This window comes from Colidextribacter sp. OB.20 (genome assembly GCF_009911595.1).
GTDB lineage: Bacteria > Bacillota > Clostridia > Oscillospirales > Oscillospiraceae > Lawsonibacter.
Map to the genome: position 1 here is coordinate 33,588 of NZ_QWKG01000018.1, position 18,617 is coordinate 52,204.

General features: G+C 59.6%; 16 protein-coding genes. 8 read left to right on the forward strand and 8 right to left on the reverse strand.

Annotation, left to right across the window (positions count from 1 at the left end; genetic code table 11):
- Window positions 1-71 precede the first annotated feature (71 nt).
- The 6 genes from D1641_RS05790 to D1641_RS05815 all read right to left on the reverse strand — a co-directional run bounded on the left by D1641_RS05790 (window position 72) and on the right by D1641_RS05815 (window position 4,805).
- Window positions 72-1,364, reverse strand: a complete 1,293-nt coding sequence (locus tag D1641_RS05790) for a TRAP transporter large permease (protein ID WP_160663606.1) — start codon at window positions 1,362-1,364, stop codon at window positions 72-74.
- A complete protein-coding gene (locus D1641_RS05795) occupies window positions 1,361-1,873 on the reverse strand; it encodes a TRAP transporter small permease subunit (protein WP_160663608.1) in 513 nt (170 codons plus the stop codon). The genes D1641_RS05790 and D1641_RS05795 overlap by 4 nt, the downstream gene beginning before the upstream one ends.
- Window positions 1,874-1,974: 101 nt before the next feature.
- Window positions 1,975-3,096 carry a DctP family TRAP transporter solute-binding subunit gene (locus D1641_RS05800; protein WP_160663610.1) on the reverse strand — a complete coding sequence of 374 codons (1,122 nt, stop codon included), beginning with the start codon at window positions 3,094-3,096 and terminating at the stop codon, window positions 1,975-1,977.
- 65 nt (window positions 3,097-3,161) lie between these two features.
- A complete protein-coding gene (locus D1641_RS05805; RefSeq protein WP_160663612.1) occupies window positions 3,162-4,115 on the reverse strand; it encodes a dihydrodipicolinate synthase family protein in 954 nt (317 codons plus the stop codon).
- 46 nt (window positions 4,116-4,161) lie between these two features.
- Window positions 4,162-4,347: a hypothetical protein gene (locus D1641_RS05810; RefSeq protein WP_160663614.1), complete on the reverse strand. Its 186-nt coding sequence runs from the start codon at window positions 4,345-4,347 to the stop codon at window positions 4,162-4,164.
- Window positions 4,344-4,805: a YhcH/YjgK/YiaL family protein gene (locus D1641_RS05815; RefSeq protein ID WP_160663616.1), complete on the reverse strand. Its 462-nt coding sequence runs from the start codon at window positions 4,803-4,805 to the stop codon at window positions 4,344-4,346. The genes D1641_RS05810 and D1641_RS05815 overlap by 4 nt, the downstream gene beginning before the upstream one ends.
- A gap of 255 nt (window positions 4,806-5,060) precedes the next feature.
- Here D1641_RS05815 and D1641_RS19840 point away from each other — a divergent pair, with 255 nt between their 5' ends.
- Window positions 5,061-6,002, forward strand: coding sequence for an AraC family transcriptional regulator (locus tag D1641_RS19840; RefSeq protein ID WP_160663618.1), 942 nt, complete (start codon window positions 5,061-5,063; stop codon window positions 6,000-6,002).
- Window positions 6,003-6,060: 58 nt separating this feature from the next.
- Here D1641_RS19840 and D1641_RS05825 read toward each other — a convergent pair whose 3' ends face one another.
- Window positions 6,061-7,002, reverse strand: coding sequence for a D-2-hydroxyacid dehydrogenase (locus tag D1641_RS05825; protein ID WP_160663620.1), 942 nt, complete (start codon window positions 7,000-7,002; stop codon window positions 6,061-6,063).
- Window positions 7,003-7,178: 176 nt separating this feature from the next.
- On the opposite strand from D1641_RS05825, the gene D1641_RS05830 reads away from it, so the two are divergent.
- The 3 genes from D1641_RS05830 to D1641_RS05840 all read left to right on the forward strand — a co-directional run bounded on the left by D1641_RS05830 (window position 7,179) and on the right by D1641_RS05840 (window position 10,146).
- A complete protein-coding gene (locus tag D1641_RS05830) occupies window positions 7,179-8,111 on the forward strand; it encodes a LysR family transcriptional regulator (RefSeq protein WP_160663623.1) in 933 nt (310 codons plus the stop codon).
- Window positions 8,112-8,173: 62 nt separating this feature from the next.
- Window positions 8,174-9,466 carry a putative ABC transporter permease gene (locus D1641_RS05835; RefSeq protein ID WP_160663625.1) on the forward strand — a complete coding sequence of 431 codons (1,293 nt, stop codon included), beginning with the start codon at window positions 8,174-8,176 and terminating at the stop codon, window positions 9,464-9,466.
- Window positions 9,467-9,498: 32 nt separating this feature from the next.
- Window positions 9,499-10,146, forward strand: a complete 648-nt coding sequence (locus D1641_RS05840) for an HAD-IA family hydrolase (protein WP_243149279.1) — start codon at window positions 9,499-9,501, stop codon at window positions 10,144-10,146.
- 36 nt (window positions 10,147-10,182) lie between these two features.
- Here the strand turns inward: D1641_RS05840 and D1641_RS05845 are convergent, their stop codons facing one another.
- Window positions 10,183-10,377, reverse strand: coding sequence for a CopG family transcriptional regulator (locus tag D1641_RS05845; protein ID WP_160663629.1), 195 nt, complete (start codon window positions 10,375-10,377; stop codon window positions 10,183-10,185).
- Window positions 10,378-10,626: 249 nt separating this feature from the next.
- Between D1641_RS05845 and D1641_RS05850 the strand changes: the two genes are divergently transcribed.
- From D1641_RS05850 to D1641_RS05865, 4 genes are all read left to right on the forward strand, one after another.
- The gene (locus tag D1641_RS05850; protein ID WP_160663631.1) at window positions 10,627-12,066 is read left to right on the forward strand and encodes a TraB/GumN family protein; all 1,440 of its coding nucleotides are present in this window, start codon (window positions 10,627-10,629) and stop codon (window positions 12,064-12,066) included.
- A 399-nt stretch (window positions 12,067-12,465) separates the two neighbouring features.
- The gene (locus D1641_RS19120; RefSeq protein ID WP_201757263.1) at window positions 12,466-13,206 is read left to right on the forward strand and encodes a hypothetical protein; all 741 of its coding nucleotides are present in this window, start codon (window positions 12,466-12,468) and stop codon (window positions 13,204-13,206) included.
- Between the two features lie 14 nt (window positions 13,207-13,220).
- Window positions 13,221-13,814 carry a signal peptidase I gene (lepB, locus tag D1641_RS05860; RefSeq protein ID WP_160663633.1) on the forward strand — a complete coding sequence of 198 codons (594 nt, stop codon included), beginning with the start codon at window positions 13,221-13,223 and terminating at the stop codon, window positions 13,812-13,814.
- 81 nt (window positions 13,815-13,895) lie between these two features.
- Window positions 13,896-18,569 (forward strand): fibro-slime domain-containing protein, encoded by a 4,674-nt coding sequence (locus D1641_RS05865; protein ID WP_160663635.1) that lies wholly within the window; start codon window positions 13,896-13,898, stop codon window positions 18,567-18,569.
- Window positions 18,570-18,617: the final 48 nt, after the last annotated feature.

Consider the following 18,617-nt stretch of genomic DNA (forward strand, 5'->3'; position numbering starts at 1 on the left):
ACCAATGGAAAAGGCCTTTTCATAGATAGAAAAGGCCTTTTCCCAGGTTTGTTTTGAAAAGGAATAAAATTTTACGCTCCGTGCATCAGGTTGGGCAGGAACATAACGATGGGCTCGCAGTAGGTGCACAGGAAGAGCAGAGCGATCATGATGATGACCATGGGCAGGATCTCCCTGATTACCCCAGCGATCTTGGTCTTGCCCAGACCGGACACGATGAACAGCAGCATGCCGAAGGGCGGGGTGGACAGGCCGATCATCATATTCAGGCAGATGACCACACCGAAGTGGACCAGGTCGATGCCGAAGGCCTTGACCAGGGGCAGTACCATGGGCACGAACACCAGCTGAATGGTGGACACATCCAGCACGCAGCCCAGCAGCAGGAAGACGATGTTGACCACCAGCAGGAAAATGTATTTATTGGGGCAGATGCCGGTGACGAAGGAGGCCACGGTGGCGGGAATCTTCTCCAGAGCTACCACATAGGAGAACAGATAGGCGGAGCCGCACAGCAGAGCCAAGGTGGCGGTGTTGGCGGCGGTCTTGACCAGGATGATCTTCAGCTTCTCCCAGCCCAGGGAGCGGTACACCAAAAAGCCGATGAGCAGGGCGTAGGCGGAAGCCAGAGCGCCGGCCTCGGTGGGGGTGCACACGCCGCCGTAGATGCCCCACAGCAGCAGGATCACGGTGAGCAGGGCGGGCAGGGCGATGAGGGTGGCCCGCAGGAACTGGGCCAGAGTCATAATGACGCCGGAGGGGTAGTTGCGCTTATGGGAGATGAAGAACACATAGATCATCAGCAGGATGGCCAGCAGCACGCCGGGGACCATGCCGCCCATGAACAGCTTGCCCACCGACGCGCCGGAGAGCATGCCGTAGATGACCATGGGGATGGAGGGGGGGAAGATGGGGCCGATGGTGGCGGAGGCGGCGGTGATGGCGCAGCTGAACTCCGCGTCGTAGCCCTCCTTCTTCATCTGCTGGATTTCCATCAGGCCGATGCCCGAGGCGTCGGCGATGGCGGAGCCGGTCATGCCGGAGAAGATCAGGGAGATCAGAACGTTCACCTGGGCGGTGCCACCCTTCATCCTGCCCAAGAGACCGTTACAGAAATTGAACATCTTGTCGGTGATTTCCGACTCGTTGAGCACGTTGGCCATGAACACGAACAGCGGGGCGGCCAGCATGGTGAAGCCGGCGATCATGTTGCCCGTGATGACGGTGTACAGCGAATTGAGACGGTTGGGGTTGGCTACTAGGAAATAGGCGATGGGGGCCACCAGCATGGAGAACGAGATGGGCATACGGATAATAAAGCAGACTGCCAAGACTGCAAAAAGAACAAAGACGCCCCAGTTCATACGCTCGCCTCCTTACTGCCCTCTGAGCCGGACGCCTTGTACTCGTCCAGGGCTTTCTTGATGTTGATGATGGAATATACGATAATATTCAGCATCATCCAGAAGAACGGGGCGAAGACGACTGTGTAAGGGACCTTTAAAACGCCCGTAATCTGTGTGCTGGCGATCAGCGCTTTCATGCAGGGCGGGAAGCAGATGACCATGAAAATGGCCAGTACCGCGTTATATACAAGCTTCATAACCATTTTGACAAAGGGGGACACCACGTCGTAAACCAGGCTGAACACTACGTGCTCATCGTTCTCCATGGCCTTTCCGCAGCCGAAGAACATGATCCACATGTAGGCCAGAATGGCCACCTCATTGCCCCAGACGACGGACTTGTTGGCAAGATACCGGTATGCGACGGTGACGACAAAGCTGAAAAACAGCGCGAGGAACAGGATGCAGGGGAATAAGACTCCGAGAATGTTGTTGATTTTTTTCACCACATTTTTGAAAGCTTCCACTGGGCACACCTCCTCTGATGAGAGCGCTTGGAGACCGGGTCCAACGGCCCGGTCCCCAAGGCCCTTGTCTCAATGCAATCGAAGAAACGCGGGGGGAGCTGTTACTTGGCGGCGTCCTGGATGGTCTGATACAGATCCATATCCCAGTCCGCAGTCACGTCGGGGTGATCGGAATACCACTTGGAGGCGTAGTCCTTGAACTCCTGGATGTCGGGGTAGGTAACGGTGCAGCCGTTCTCCTTCAAAGTGTCCACGCACTCGTTCTCCTGCTCAATACGCTTGGTGTCGTTGAACTCCCGGGCGACCTCCAGAGCCTCCATAACGGCCTGCTTCTGGGCGTCGGTCAGCTTGTTCCAGGTGTTGGTGTTGATGCAGGGCAGGATGGAGTCCACCACGTGGTTGGTGATGGCGAAGTACTTGGCGACCTCATAGAATTTGGCGTTGATGTCGGAGGGCAGGGGGTTGTCCTGACCCTCGATGGCGCCGGTCTGAAGAGCGGTGTACAGCTCGGAGAAGGCCATGGAGGTGGGCTCGGCGCCCAGGGCGCGGCCCAGGTTCAGCCATGCCTCAGAGGAGGGCATACGCAGCAGGATGCCGTTCATATCGGACTGCTTGTCAATCTGCTTGGTGCGGGTATTGATGGCCCGGGCGCCCAGGTAGAAGGCGTTCAGGGGGGTGATGCTGGTCTTCTCGGCGATGCGGGCATACATATCCTGGCCGATCTCGCCGTTCAGGACAGAGGTCATGTGGTCATAGCTGGACCAGAAGTAGGCGGTGTTGATCATGGCGCACCACTCCAGGCCGGGCTGGGTGGACAGGGTGGGGAAGGAGATATAGGCCATGTCGGCGCCGCCGCCGTCCTGGCCCTGGCTGATGGCATCCCACTCGTTCTCGGAGGAGTACAGGGTGCTGTCAGGGAAGACGGAGCAGGTGACGGAGCCGCCGGAGAGCTTCTCCACCTCTTCGGCGAAGGTGGTCATAGCCATGCCGTGCCAGTCGGCGCTGGAGGCGTTGGCAGTGAAGATCAGGTCGATCTTGGGGTCGCCGGAGGCGTCATAGGCGCCGGAGCCGGAGGGGGTGCTGCTCCCAGAGGGAGTGCCGCTGCTGGCGGGGGGAGTGGTGCTGCCGGCGCCGGAGCCGGAGGTGCTGGGGGTCTTGCCGCCGCAGGCGCACAGAGACAGCGTCATGCAGACGGCCAGCATGAGAGATAAGGTCTTCTTCATTTTGTTTCCTCCTAAAATTTACTGGATTTATTTCATATCCCCCGAGAGGGAAATATGCGGGGCAGTCAGGCGAAAAACGCCTTGCGGAACATGTCCTCACAGACCTTGAACTGCTGGATCTCCAGCAGCTTGCTGCTTGGAATCCCGGCGGGGTCCTTGCCCATAAGCAGCTCCTGAGGGTCGCGGACGCGGGTCACCAGGGACATGGGCACACCCTCCAGGTTCATGTGGTACTTGGCGTTGATGGGGTAGACCTGGCACTCCGCCATGGAGGCGGCCCCCAGGAAGGCCATCATCTGCTCCACCTTGCTCTGCTCGCCGGCGTCGGTGTAGTGCTCCATCAGCCAGGCGTACAGGTCGGGGTGGAAGTTGGCCATCACACCGGAGTAGCCCGCCACGCCGTACCGCATGCTCTCAAGCAGGGTGGCCGCGTTGGCGTTGAAGATCTTCAGCGGGGTGCCCTTCACGGCCTCGCACTTGGCCTTCAGCTGCTCCAGGTCGCAGCAGGTGTCCTTCAGGAAGGCGAATTTTCCGGTGTTGGCGCACCACTTCAACAGCTCGGGGCTGAGGACCCGCTTGTAGGGGTAGGGGCACTCATAGATGCCGAAGCTGTCGGCCTTGATGTGCTCGATCAGGTAGGAGATGCGCTCCTTGGCCGCCTCCTCGCTCTCCCCCTGGGGGGCGAACTGGTTGGAGATGAACACGTAGGAGTCGGCGCCCATGTCGATGATGGCCTGGCCCTCCTCCACCTGGTCCTCCACCTTCTCCGCCACGTGGCCGGACACCACCACACCCATGCCCTTCTCGTGGCCGTGGTCAATCACGTATTTGGCCAGCTCGTACCGCTCCTCCCTGGTGAGGAAGAACATCTCGCTGGACTGGCAGACGGCGAAGATGCCGGTCACGCCGTGGCTGGCGTACCAGTCGATGATCCCCTGCACTGCGGTGTAGTCAATTTTGTTGTCCGGGGTAAAGGGGGTGATCATCACCGGCCATATGCCGTTCTTGATTTCTTTCATTGCTCCTGCCTCCAAAAAATTAAAGTATTGACGGAGGGCCGGTCTGTTATTCCCCGGCGCTCCCATCTTCCCCGCCGCGCTCCGGCGGCGTCTGGTCGATCTGATTCATGAGGAAATACCACATCTGCTTTTTTTCTCCCACAAAGGGCATGGCGGGCTTTTTCCGGTGGAGCTGCTTTTCCTTTTCGATATATTTTTGGAAAAGCTTTCCCGGCAGGCTGTCCGGCTTCATCCTTCCCAGTCCACCAGGACTTTAGCCACGCACTTCCGGCAGGGGACGGGCTTTCCGTCCACCGCCACGCAGGGGGCGTGGGCGTCTCCGGGCCAGAGGGCCGCGAAGCGGCTGCCGGTCAGCAGGAAATTGCTCACGGGGCCGCGGTAAAACCAGATGTCCCCCTCGGGGCGGGCGTCAACCTCCTCGGTCATGTCCTCCAGGGGGGCGACGCCCATCAGCTCCCGGCCGGAGAGAAGGTACTGGATGTCGATGTACTTTTTGTGGGCCTCGGGGGTGTCGTTCTCCGGCTTGGTCTCGTAGCTTTGAAGCAGGAGGAACAGCCGGTCTCCGTCGATCTCATGGCGGCCGTCCTCCCACTGGGAGAAATCGGTGTCCCGCAGCAGCCTCAGGGCCTTCATCACGCCGGGGTGAGCGCCCTGATAGACCTCCAGGTGCTCCAAGGTGTCGTAAATCATCTGATGATCTCCTTTCCCGGCTCCCTGAACGGCTGATTCTGTCGTTTTTACGGGAAATACCGGATAAAAAATGGTTGCGGGAGGAAGGGAAGCATGTTAATATTGAGTTAACAAAGGGCCGGTGTAAACAGTATGAATAGCAGAAAAGGACGGGGCATTCCGGAAACTTTTTGGCTATTATACTATAAAGTATATTGATAATGCGTTCAAAATTATATGAAGTGATTTTTTATAATTTTTAAGGAGGTGAGCGCTGTGGGCACAGTGTGTCAGGCGCCAAAGGGACAGACAGACGGCGGTGCGAAGGAATTGATTGATCCCTATACCTGGGAGAAAAACAAGCGCATTATCACACAGGATGTCCACGGCATTCCCGGTCTGGGCAACTTCTCCTACCGCAAGCAGCTGATATCGGACCCTCAGCCTGACGTCCACTACCACCGGGGGCTGTGTGAGATACACTGTGTGGTGAAGGGACACTGGGCGACGAACATTGCGGCGGAGGGACAGATCAGGCGCTATCAGCTTTCGGCGGGGGAGGGGCTGATCCTCTTCCCTGGGGAGGCCCACAGCAGCGGCCCGGCCCAGCAGAGCCCCAACGAGTTCTATGGCTTTCAGATTCGCACGGAGGGGGAGGGGGAGATCCTGGGACTGGACCAGACCCACTCTGACCTGCTCCGGGAGCAGTACCGGCGGATGGAGCACCGGCATGTCAAGGTGCCCTTCACCTGCATCTCCCTGCTCCGCCAGGCCTTCGACCTGTTTTCAACCGGAGAGCCGCTGCAGCGCAGCATTGGCCTGCAATATCTGACCTGCTTTCTGTTCCAGTTTACCCTGATGCAGCCGGTGGAGGAGACACAGGGCGCCAGGGCGGACAGCCGGGTCAGCTTCGCCCTGCGGTATATTGAGGAGAACTACATGAAGCCCCTCAATCTGGAGCAGCTGGCCCAGGAGGCCGGGTACTCCGCCTCCTACTTCGAGTCCATCTTTCTCAAGGAGATGGGGACTACCCTGAAGAAGTATGTGAATAAGTATAAGGTGGAAAAGGCGAAGGTGCTGTTGGAGAGCACGGACGAGCCCATTATTGATCTGGCCTTCCGGATGGGGTGGTCGTCCAGCAACTACTTCTGCACTGTCTTTAAGAAGTATACCGGGATGACCCCGCTGCAATACCGCAGGCTGCGGGAGGCAAAATAGAAAAATCCGGGGCGGCGCGTTATACGCGCCGCCCCGGCCTTTTGGCGGAGGTTCCAGCTTATTTCAGGCCCATGGCATCCTTGACCTTGTTGATGATGTGCACGCCGATCGCCCGGGCGGCGTCGGTGGTCTGGGCGCCCAGATGGGGGGTGACGATGAAGTTTTCGCACTCGAAGAGGGGGGAGTCGAAGCCAGCGCCCTCGGTCAGGCCGCCGGCGGCCAGCTCGTTGGCCATCACGTCGGTGGCGAAGCCGCCCAGCTTGCCGGACTTCAGGGCCTCATACATGTCCTGCTCGTTGACAATGCCGCCCCGGGCCATGTTCAGCACCACAGCGCCGTCCTTCATGGTGGCGATGGATTTGGCGTTGAACAGGTCCTTGGTCTCGGGGGTGAGGGGCATGTGGATGGAGACAAAGTCGGACACCTTCAGCAGCTCGTCAACGGACACGCCCTTGGTGGCCTCCTGATCGAAGACATACTCGGGGAGATAGGGAGCGTAGGCTACCACGTACATCTGGAAGGCGTGGGCCAGCTTGGCCACCCGCTGGCCCACACGGCCAAAGCCCAGAATGCCCAGGGTTTTGCCCCGCAGCTCACGGCCCATGAACTTATACTTGTCCCAGTTTTTGCCCACCTTCACGTCGTTGCAGGCGTCGATGGTGTGGCGGGAAATGTCCAGCATCTTGGAGATGGTCAGCTCGGCCACGGCGTTGTCGTTCAGGCCGGGGGCGTTGAACACCTGGATGCCCTTCTCCTTGGCGACAGCCATGTCGATGTGGTTCAGGCCCACGGAGCACACGCCGATGACCTTCAGTTTCTTGGCGGCATCCAGGATTTCCTTGTTGATGGCGGGGTCCACGCGCATAATCAGGACCTCATAGTCGCCGATCATCCCGGCCAGCTCCTCCTGGGTGGGGAGAATCTTGGTGTCTACCTCCATGTATTTGCCCAGCTCTGTGGCGATGGCGGGGGAGACGACGTCGATAATTAAGCATTTCATAAGCCAACATTCCTTTCCAATTCGATCAAAATTGGGCGAAAGCCCGTTCTCGTGACCTCACTGTTGACTATTATGCCATATTTTTTTCGTTTTGAGAAGTATCTTTTTGTTGAGGGTTGCCACAGCCAAATAATTGTGGTACAATGGGGCATCCACAAAAAAAGCGGGGTATTTTTGTGAATTTTCAACATTTGAAGTATTTTTTGACTGTGGCGGAGGAGCTGAACATCACCCGGGCGGCGGAGCGGCTGTACATCTCCCAGCAGTCCCTGTCCAACCACATCGGCAACCTGGAGCGGGAGCTGGACGTGAAGCTGTTCACCCGCTCCCCCAAGCTGTCCCTCACCTACGCGGGGGGGCTGATGGTGGACACCGCCACCCAGATCCTGGACCTGTACAGCCAGTATCTGACCAAGGTGGGGGACATCAACAAGCAGTATATGGGGGCCCTGCGGGTGGGCATCTCCCACACCTGCGGCCTGGCTCTGCTGCCCGACATCCTGCCCCGGTTCCGCACGGAGTTCCCTCAGGTGGAGTTCTCCCTGTATGAGGGCAACTCCACCCAGCTGGAGTCGGAGCTGTCCCACGGGCGGACCGACCTGATTATCTGCTTCCAGCCCATCATTCTGGAGGGGGTGGCTACCGTCCCCCTTACGGAGCAGCGGCTGATGATGGTGGTGCCCAAAACCTTTACCCGGTATCTGTTTGGGGAGGAGACGGAGCGGGTCCGGCAGCAGTATGCCCAGGGGGCGGATATCCGGGCCTTTGAGCAGCTGCCCTTCGTCCTCATCAAGCGGGGGAACCGCACCCGGAGCATTGTGGACCAGTATTTCAGCCGGTACTACTTCAAGCCCCAGCTGATTTTGGAGACGGAGAACACCGTCACCACCCTGGCCATGGCCCAGGCGGGCATCGGGGTCACCATCTGCCCCGAGCTGTTCCTCCGGGCCATCCCCGCCTCCACCACCGAGTCGGTGGGGGTGGACCTGTTCCCCCTTACCGACCCGTCCACCTATGGCCGGCTGGTGGCCGGCTATCGGGAGGGCCGGGAGCTGTCACACTTCGGCCAGCGCTTCATCGAGCTGGCCCAGGAGCTGCTTCAGAGGTGAGAAAGAGCTCTCGGGGCAGGAATGCTCAATGCTAAAAAACGCAAAGAGAGGTTAACGGCTTCATGAATATGACACAGTTGCTGGACCTGGGGCTCTATCTGCTGATCTACTCCTTTCTGGGCTGGTGCGCAGAGGTGCTGTACTATGCCCTGGCCCGACGCCGGTTTTATAACCGGGGCTTTTTGACCATGCCCTTCCTACTGTCTTACGGGGCGGCCTTTGACCTGATGATCCTCACCCTGCCTGCCCTGACGGGGCGGTACTGGCTGCAATTTTTGTTCACCCTGGCCATCGTCTCGGTTTCGGAGAGCATGGCAGACCACTTAAACCGGCAGTTGGGCCCTGGAGTGGACTGGGGCGGGAAGCGGGACCGTGTGCTGGGGGGAAGTGCCCGGGGTCTGATCTACTCCCTGGCGGTGGCGGCAGGCTGCTACGTGATCTATCTGGTGGTCCACCCCCTGCTGCTGGCTCTGCTGGCCCTTGTACCGGAGCTGCTGAAGATGGCCGCTGTACTGGTCCTGTTTACCCTGATGGCGGCGGACTTCGGAGGGGTGCTGTACACCCTGCGCACCGGAGGTGCCCGGGCCTATGAGCGTCGGGAGGCGGAGAGCAGCGAGGGCCGGATCGCCGGGCGGATAACCGCCAGTTTGTGGAGGCGGCTTCAGAAGGCTTACCCGGGCATCCGGGAGATAACCCCGGAGGAGCAGGGGAGCTATACCTTCGCCAGGGGGATCTGTCTGGACAAGCTGGTGTGGGTATTCCTCACCTCGGCCCTGCTGGGGGACATCATCGAGACCTTCTGGTGCGGACTGGTCAACGGCCAGTGGATGAACCGCTCCAGCGTGCTCTACGGCCCCTTCAGCTTTGTCTGGGGGCTGGGGGCGGTTGTGCTCACCGTCTCCCTACAGGGGCTGGCTCACCGGGACTCCTTCTTTGTCTTTGCTGCCGGCTTCGTCATCGGCGGGACCTATGAGTACCTTTGCAGCGTGTTCACCGAGCTGGTCTTCGGCACTGTGTTCTGGGACTACAGCCACATGCCCCTGAACATTGGCGGGCGGACCAATGTGCTCTTCTGTTTTTTCTGGGGGGTGCTGGCGGTGATTTGGATCAAGGGCATTTACCCGGTGATGTCCCGGGCCATCGAGGCCGTTCCCGCCCTGCCGGGCAAGGTGATGACCTGGGCGGTGGTGGGGCTGATGGTGTGCAACGCCCTGTTGACCAGTGCCGCCATGCTGCGGTATGGCGCCCGGCCCCTCCAGCCGGAGCCCTCCGGCGCCTTTGAGGCCTTCCTGGACCAGCAGTATGACGACGGCCTGATAGAGAGCCGATGGCCCAATATGATTGTGATGCAGTAGAGCCCGAGACGGGCCCTAAGGGAGGAAATGTGATGTTTCAGGCAGTTTGCTTTGATTTTGACTATACGCTGGGGGACTGCACCGATTCCATCGTGGCCGGCTTTGTCCACGGCCTGACCGGGCTGGGCTGGCCCGCACCTGACCGGGAGGCGGTGCGGAAAACGGTGGGCTTTCTGCTGGAAGACGCCTACTCCATGCTGACCGGGGACCTTGACCCGGAGCGCCAGGCCAAGTTCCGGGCGCTGTTCTCTGAGGTGGCGGTGGAGCGCCAGCGGAGGGAGACCACCCTGTTTCCCGGGGCGGAGGAGCTGCTCCGGGGGCTGAAGGCCCGGGGGGTCAAGACGGCCATCGTCAGCACCAAGCGGGGGGATACCATCGAAATTATCCTGGAGCGGCTGGGGTTGGCGGATACAGTGGACCTGGTGGTGGGCAGCGCCGACGTCAAGCGGCACAAGCCGGACCCGGAGGGGCTGCTGTTTGTGCTGGACCGGCTGGGGGTCAGGCCGGAGAACGCCCTGTTCTGCGGGGACACTGTGCTGGACGCCGGGGCGGCCCGGAACGCCGGGACCCGCTTCGCTGCCGTCCTCCTGGGGACTACTCCGGCTGAGGCCTTTGCCCGCTTCCGCCCCGACCACATCTCCCCCGACCTGTGGGACCTGGCGGAGTGGCTGGAGCTTTAGATTTGGCCTGAGCGCCGCATGGGAAACGCCTCCCTTTTACAGGGGAGGCGTTTCTGCTGTTCTCAGCTCCATGTGGTCCAGTGCGTATTGCAGGGCCATGCCGATGAGCTCGTTCCGGGAGCGGTTTGTCCGGGCGGAGAGCTCGTTGTACCGCTCCTGGAGGGATCTGTCAATGCGGATGGTCATGGTGACGGTCTTGTCCTCCCGGGGGGTGATAATAAATTTCTCCATAGTGCCTCACTGTTTAAACTCCTTTTTGAGTACATTATAGTTTGCCGGGCAATCGTTATTCCATGTCACAAAGTGAGTTGAATATTTAAATCACTTTTTAATTGACTTGTGAAATGCGGTGTGCTATTCTGAATCAGCGGTACAAGAGGTGCAGGAGTATTTTTGTGGAGAATTTAATTTGACATACGAGGATTCCATGATACAATATAATAGAATGATTGGGCTTTGCCCGAAGAAAGGAAGATACACATGAAGAAACTGCTTGCCCTGCTGCTGGCAATGGGGCTGATTGGAAGCGCGATGCCTGTTATGGCCGCGGAGAATGTCCCCGCCGATCCTAACGGGGGTGGAGGGGACACCTCGATTACCACGGTGGAGTATGACCCCGCGGGTATTCCCGACTGGGCCTGGAGCGAGATGGCCGACGGCTACGCCATGGGCCTGTTTGGAGACGAGATCGAGACCTCCGACCGGGACAAGACGGTGGAGCAGCATCAGCTGGACAGGATGACACAGGTGGTGGCGGATAAGCTGGCCCTGCTGGGAGTGGAGCAGCGGTCCGGCACCGGCTCCTTCGTGCTTGACACCACCCGGGGCGGCGTGCTCAACGCCCTGTATATGGAGGCCCTCCCCTATGCCTTCCCGGGCATCGACGCCGGGCCGGTGGAATTTCTGTCCTCCCTGGGGGTGGTCAGAGGGGACGGCGCCGGGGACATGGGCCTGGACCGGCCCTGCACCCTTCTGGAGGCCGCCGTCTTTGCCAATCGTCTGATCCTGGCCCTGTATGACCAGCAGAACGCCGGCTCTCTGGGCCTGCTGTGGAAGGCCGAGGGGAATGGGAATACCCTGTATCTCCTGGGCTCCATCCACACCGACCGGAACAACCTCTACCCCTTCCACAGGCAGCTGCGGGATGTGATTACCTCCGCCGAGCTGGCAGCCTTTGAGCTGGACTTCAACAGCCAGGAGGGCATTGACGAGTTTACCGCCATGCAGGCCTACTCCGACGGCACCACCCTGAAGGACCACATCGACTCTGAGCTCTATCAGGAGGTCATCGATGCCCTGACTCCCCTGGGCATGACGGAGGCTGAGATCGCCCGGCTCAAGCCCTGGGCGCTGGCCAACACCTTTACGGCTCTGTCCATGCTTGATGAGACCAGCGGCGATAACGCTATGGCCATCGACCTGTATGTCAACGCCAGGGCTACCAACGCAGACATCCCCGTGGAGGGGGTGGAGACCTACGCCTTCCAGGGCAGGATCTTCGACGATCTGTCCGATGAATATCAGGAGAATTACCTGACCATGAATTTGGCGATGTATCTGGGAATGGATGCCGCCGAGGACCTGAGCGAGGAGGAGAAGGCGGCTTATGAGGCCGCTCTGAAGGAGCAGGACGACGCCATTGACCGCTGGATGGACCAGTGGAAGCGCCGGGACATCCAGGGCTTCGCTGGGGACTACCCCAAGGACGACATCCAGGCCAACACCTCCGACGAGCTCAACGCCAAGCTCTTTGAGGGACGTGACCCCAACATGATCGCCTGGGCGGATCGCTACCTGAAGCAGGAGGGCTCCCACACCGGCCTGTTGACCGTGGGCGCGGGACACATGATCGGCAATACCGGCATTGTCCAGGGTCTGCGGGACCTGGGCTACACCGTGGAAACGGTGCCCGTCCCCTGAGCGCAAGTTGAAATCTGCCGGGAGGGTCCGCGCTGTGCCGAAACAGCGCGGGCCTTCGGCGCAGGGACCCGCCCCTTCGTAGAGGGGCGGGCGCCAGAAAAATGACTGCTCTCAGCGCGGGGGCGGAAGGTGAGTCATTTTTCTGCCGGCGTTCATATACTGACAGCGGAGTGAACTGCCGCTTGTTCCAATTTCAGCGCGAAAAATTCGGCGATATTACGAAAAAAACGCACTTGCTTTTCTATATAAGAAGATGTATAATGATTGTGCAAGAGCGAGGTATACAAAAATTGAAAAAATGAAGCCAAAAACTATAAAATATAACTCGCTGACAGCCCCTGCCTTTTGGAACGGAATCTGCGGCCCGCGGCTGCGGATTACAGGAGGGAACCCACATCTATGACAGACAAGGAGTTACAAAAGCTCGGCCGCCGGGAGCTGCTGCAGCTGCTGCTGGATCAGGCGAAGGAGACAGACCGCCTGAGCAAGCTGCTGCGGGACACAGAGGGACAGCTGAGCCAGATGGAAGAGAGCTATGAGCGTTTAAGAGAGCGTCTGGACCAAAAGGACGCCAAAATTCATGAGCTTCAGACAACGCTTCAGACCGAGCGGGAGAAACGGGAGACCGACCTGTCGGAGGTGGGGAGCATCGCGGAGGCCGCGCTGCGGCTGAACGGCGTATTTGACGCGGCGCAGGAGGCCGCCAACCAATATCTTCAAAGTGTGAAAGAGTTTTACGCAATCCCGGAGGGGATGGAGCCCAGGCTTAGGCCGGAGGCTCCGCCCCCGCCGAGATTTCAGGCCCCGGCCGCGCCTCAGCCCATGTTCCAGGCGAGGCCAGAGCCCGTGTTTCAGGCCAAGCCGGAGTCTGTGTTTCAGCCGGAGCCGGAGGTCCAGCCGGAGCCCGAGCCTCCGCTGGAGCCGGAAATGCCGCTGGAGCCCGAGGCCCCGCTGGAGTGGGACTTCTTAAACGAGGAGCTCTATGCGTCGGAGCCGGCGCGGCCCAGACCGGCCGCCAGAGAGCGGGAGCGGAGCTCGGAGCGCCGCTCCTCCAGCCAGAGCAGGACGACGCCCTTCCGGGCGAGAAAGCGGAAGGAAAACGGCAAGACGACCCTCTTTTTCGGCTGGCAGCATGATTAGGAAATGGTGACCGGATGAAAAAAAAGAACAAAGAGAGCAAACCGCTGGAGATTCCCTCCATCGAGCAGCTGGAGGCGGAGCTGGGGCGGGAAAAATACCGCTGGCGCTTCCGCCGGGTCATGCGCAATACCATCTATGCCCTGATTACCGTGGCCGCCGCCGCCGTGCTGGTGGCCACCCTGTGGGTGCCAGTGCTCCAGATCAGCGGAAACTCCATGACCCCTACCCTGACGGGCGGGGACGTGGTGGTGGCCCTGAAGGGGTCCAGCTTCCAGACGGGGGATGTAATCGCGTTCTATTACGACAATAAGATCCTGGTAAAGCGGGTCATCGCCGGCCCGGGCGACTGGGTCAATATCGACGAGGCGGGCACGGTGTATGTCAACGACCGGGAGCTGTATGAGCCCTATCTGGAGGAGAAGGCCTTTGGAGACTGCGATATCACCCTGCCCTATCAGGTGCCGGAGTCCAGAGTCTTTGTCATGGGGGACCACCGGAGCGTGTCTCTGGATTCCCGCAACTCGCTGCTGGGCTGCATAGCCTATGAGCAGATTGTCGGGAAGCTGATTTTCCGGGCCTGGCCCCTGGAGGCATTTGGAATTTTGTAGCTTGTTTTAAAGGAAAAGCGGAGCTGATACCTTATATTTATAGTGGAAGCCTTATTTTGACAGGAAGGAGGGGAATGACACATGGGACGGAATTTTGCGGTGCGGGTGCAGTATTATCTGACCACCAGACGGCAGAACCGGCGCAGAGCGGCGGTCCTGCGCTGTCTGGCGTTTGTCGTTGCGATTGCCACTGCCTACGCGCTGATTATGCCGGCGGTGACTCAGTCCAACGCGCTGCTGTGCGGAAAGGAAGCCCATGTTCACACCGAGGAATGCTGGACAGAAGAGCTGGTCCCTGTTCAGCCGGAGCTGGTCTGTGCAGCGGGGCAGGATGGGGAGACCGTGGTCCACACCCACGAATCCAGCTGCTACGACCGAAACGGTGAGCTGATCTGCCCCCTCCGGGAGCGGGAGCTTCACATCCACAACACCGACTGCTACCGGGAGTTCCGGGAGCTGATCTGTGAGGAGAGACAGGTCCTGGGCCACGCCCACGGGCCATCCTGCTACACCTATGTGCGGGGCGAGCTGACCTGCGGCCTGGAGGAATCGGCCGGCCATACCCATTCCAGCGCGTGCTACAGAACGGAACTCAGCGGCACCCCTGACTGCGGTCTGACAGAGGGGGGCGGCCACGTCCACTCCGACGCCTGCTATAAGATCGAGCGGGGCGACGTCCCCAGCTGCGGTTTGGAGTCGGAGGGCCACGTCCACACGGACGGGTGCTACACCGAGGAGCAGGGCGGCGCTCCCGACTGCGGAAAGACGGAGTCGGAGGGGCATACCCACACCGACGAGTGCTACACCGAGGAGGAGAAGGAGGTCCTCACCTGCGGCCAGAAGGAGTCGGGCGGACACACCCACACCGACGCCTGCTACCCCGTGGAGGAGGTTCTCACCTGCGGTCTGGAGGAGGACGGGGAGCACACCCACACCGGCGGGTGCTATACGGAGAAGCGGAGCACAGAGCCGGACTGCGGAAAGAAGGAGTCGGAGGGCCACGCCCACACCGGCGGCTGCTACGAGACAAAAACGGAGCGGACCCTCACCTGCGGCCAGAAGGAGAGCAAGGGCCACACCCACTCCGACGCCTGCTATCCCACAGAGCGGACCCTCACCTGTACGCAGGAGGAGGGCGGAGAGCACGTCCACACTGACGCCTGCTACCCGGAGAAGCGGACCCTCATCTGTGAGGAAAAGACCGGGGGCCACACGCATACCGATGCCTGCTATCCGGAGGAGAAGATTCTGGACTGCCAGGAGGAGGAGCGGGGCCACACCCACACTGACGTGTGCTATGATTGGACCCAGGAGATGCGCTGTCAGGAGGAGGAGCGGGAGAGCGGCCACGTCCACACGGACGAGTGCTATGAGATTACCGAGCTGCTGTCCTGCCGGGAGGAGGAGCTGATCCTCCATGAGCACACAGAGGAGTGCTACGAGATCACCTGCAATGAGGAGACCGGAGAGATCGAGGATCAGGAGCTGATCTGCGACAAGCCGGAGGTTATCCTTCATCAGCACAGCGACGACTGCTTCCTCACCCCGGAGGGGGACCCTGTGGAGACCCGGGTGCTGACCTGTGACAGGGAGGAGCACACCCATGTGGAGGAGTGCTATGTAGAGATCATCCCCAAAGAGGAGGAGGACAGCTACCTCTGCGGACAGAAGGAGCACGTTCATATGGACGACTGCTACTTCGAGAGCGGCAAGCTGCGGTGCACCCTGCCTGAGCATATCCACAGCGTAGACTGCCTGGAGGAGCCCCCCGAGCTGGTTGAGATACCCGAGGAGCCTATGGAGCCCAGGCCGACCAGAATCGAGCTGGACGACTACTTCAGCTATGACACCGACGCATTCCACGCTACCTTCCACATTACGGGAATCGCCACTTTGGGCGGTGGAGAGGAGAGCGCCCCGCCGTCCTTGGACAGCGGAAACGGCCAGCAGCCGGAGGGACCGGCTGCTGAACCAGACGTCGATGACACTGGGGCCGCGTCCCCGGATGAGCCGGCCGGGCCGGCGGACGGCGGGAGCAGTGACGCCGGGACCGCGTCTTCGGATGAGGCTGACATCGAGCGCGGTGACGCCGGAGATACCAGCGGCGGCGACAGCAGTGCCGGCGGTGTGGATGAGGACGGCAGCGTTATCAGCGGTGATATTGATGTGCCGCTGGCAGCCGCCCCCGACTGGACAGAGGATTCGGATTGGGCGGACTCCCCTGAATGGGAGGGGGAGCCTATAAAGATTGAGTTCCATGTGAACGAGCCCGATCAGGACAGCCCGGAGTATCGGAACATCACTGCCGCCGTGCCCGAGTCTGAGGCAGAGCAGATTGTGCTGTCGGTGCTGACCTTCTCCGTGACCGCCAGCGACGGTCGGGAGGTTGATCTGTCCCGGTGCAGCATCGAGGCGGAGGTGGAATTTACCCAGGAGCTGGTGGACGCGCTGGTCAATATGGGCTCGGAGACTATGACCATCGACAATGAGGACGGCGAGGCGCAGAGCCCGGAGAGCGCTGAGGTTCGAATCGCCGCGCTGGCCGAGGAGGCGGGCGAGGCGGACGCGATGGAGCAGCCCAGCGAGGTGGGCACCCTGGTGCTGGACACTGTGGAGCCCTCCGGCAACCCGGCGGTGATGTACTTCAACGTCTCGCCCCAGTCGAGAAGCGTGCTCTTTACCGCCCAGCTGGGGCAGTTCCCCGAGTTCACGGTGGAGTATTACGCCAACCTGAACCGGCCGGCAAAACGAGGCGATGCCATTGACGGTAAGCAGGTGTCCACCGCAAACGTCCTGCCCTTCATTGACACCAGCGGGGGGATTCTGCCCCAGAATGGGAAAGATTATGATGTGAACGGTACGAATGGTGAACCAAGAAGCGCGGAGCTGCTGCTGGACGACAATGGCAACGTCATCTTTGTAAAAGAGATGCGGGAGATTTTCCAGTCCTCCACGATCCAGTATAACCCCATTGAGGTGGAAAAGCTGACCACCGAATACCTGGGCAAGGTAGTAAGCGAAGACGGCGCTCACTATGAGCTGACCGAGGTCCGCATCTATCCCGATGGGGCGACCGAGGAGAACGAAAATGATCCTGCGGCCTACACCCCCTATACGGAGGATGTGTTCAACGCCCTGAACTTCACCAACAGCGCCAAAACTGCCTATGATACCGGTGCAGTGCTGATTACCAACAACACAGTTATCCGTATGGTGTATGAGACGTCCAACGAAGGGACTACAAGCTATAAAGCCACCTTCTACGACTATGATATTACAAACGGAAAACAGGATACCAAAGGAGGCTATTATACCGGAGCGGAGGGCATTAACAGTAGAGAGAACTCTGATGCAGCGGATAAGTTTGCCTTCGGCGGAGCCAATACCGGCACATACTTTGGCGAAAATAAGCGGGATGGCAGCCTGATCAATAAGTTAAACACCACGTCAAGAGGTGCGGAGCCTGGCAAGGATGGCTATAAGGGATGTTCCTTCGGGCTGGTTGGCGACTATCTGAAGGATGGAGTACCCGATTTTAAAATGGCCGCGCCTGAGATTTTTGGGGGCGAGGGCCATGAACAGGTCGGAAAGTATTACTACGATGATTATTCTCTGCAGTTCAACCGTGAGGGTGACACCTATACCTTGTCTGCCGTAAATGGAACAGGTACTACAGGCCTGGAGAAGTTCAGACATCCAGATCCAAAGTATCCCAGCATCTGGACCAACAACTTCTGGCCCATGGACAGCATCTATGCCAACGCCCCCGCTGATAACAAGGGCAAGGACCCGCTGTTCGGGAACAGGACGAAAGTGCTGTATCATGGAGAGAACGATAGCACGAGTGAATGGACAGCTTTCCCGACCAGCGACGACTTCCAGAGCCACAACTCCTACTTCGGTATGAGCTTCGCGGTAACCTTTACCCTGCAAAAGGAGTATGTAGGCCCGCTGGAGTACTACTTCTACGGCGACGACGACATGTGGGTGTACCTGGACGGCAAGCTGGTGTGCGACATCGGCGGCGTTCACTCCTCTGTAGGCGAGTACGTGAACCTGTGGGACTACATCTCCATAGACCGTGAGAGCAACGAGTCCCACCGGCTGGATTTCTTCTACACCGAGCGCGGTGCGTCCGGCTCCACCTGCTGGATGCAGTTCACTATCCCCAACATGATCCCCGCGCCCCAGTATAAGCCGCCCACCGCCGAAGCCAACTACCTGCGTATCGAGAAGCAGGTGGAGGGTGACGAGACCAGGATGGACCAGGAGTTCAACTTCAACCTGAAGATTAACGGCGACGGCAGTACCTTCAATGTGGAGAAATACAAGGTAAACGAAGCGGGAGAGGAAGAGAAAATTGAGGATGAAGCGCTGAAAGAGGGCGTGACAGGCAACGACGAAAAGGGTCTTGACTTCACCCTGAAAAGCGGCGAATACCTCCTGGTTTACCCCATCCCGGCCACCGCGACGTATAAGCTGACCGAGAAAACGGACGGCCTGGATAACTGCAAGACCTCCTTCCAGGTCAACGGCGGTGATGCGCAGGAGGGCTCAAGCTGCGGCGGGTCCATGACCAACGGCGACCAGACCAGCGTGGAGGTCCTGTGTACCAACACCTTCTATTACCAACTGCCCGAAACCGGAGGACTGGGCAGCAATCTGTATATCTGGGCGGGCGCGGCGCTGATCGCGGCGGGCTGTCTGTGGTATAAAAGGCGAGTCTACAGAGGGGGGGCGAGGAATGTTTTGTAAAGCTTCCAAACAGCCTCACCCCCCTGAAACCGAGAAGTCGAAAGGAGA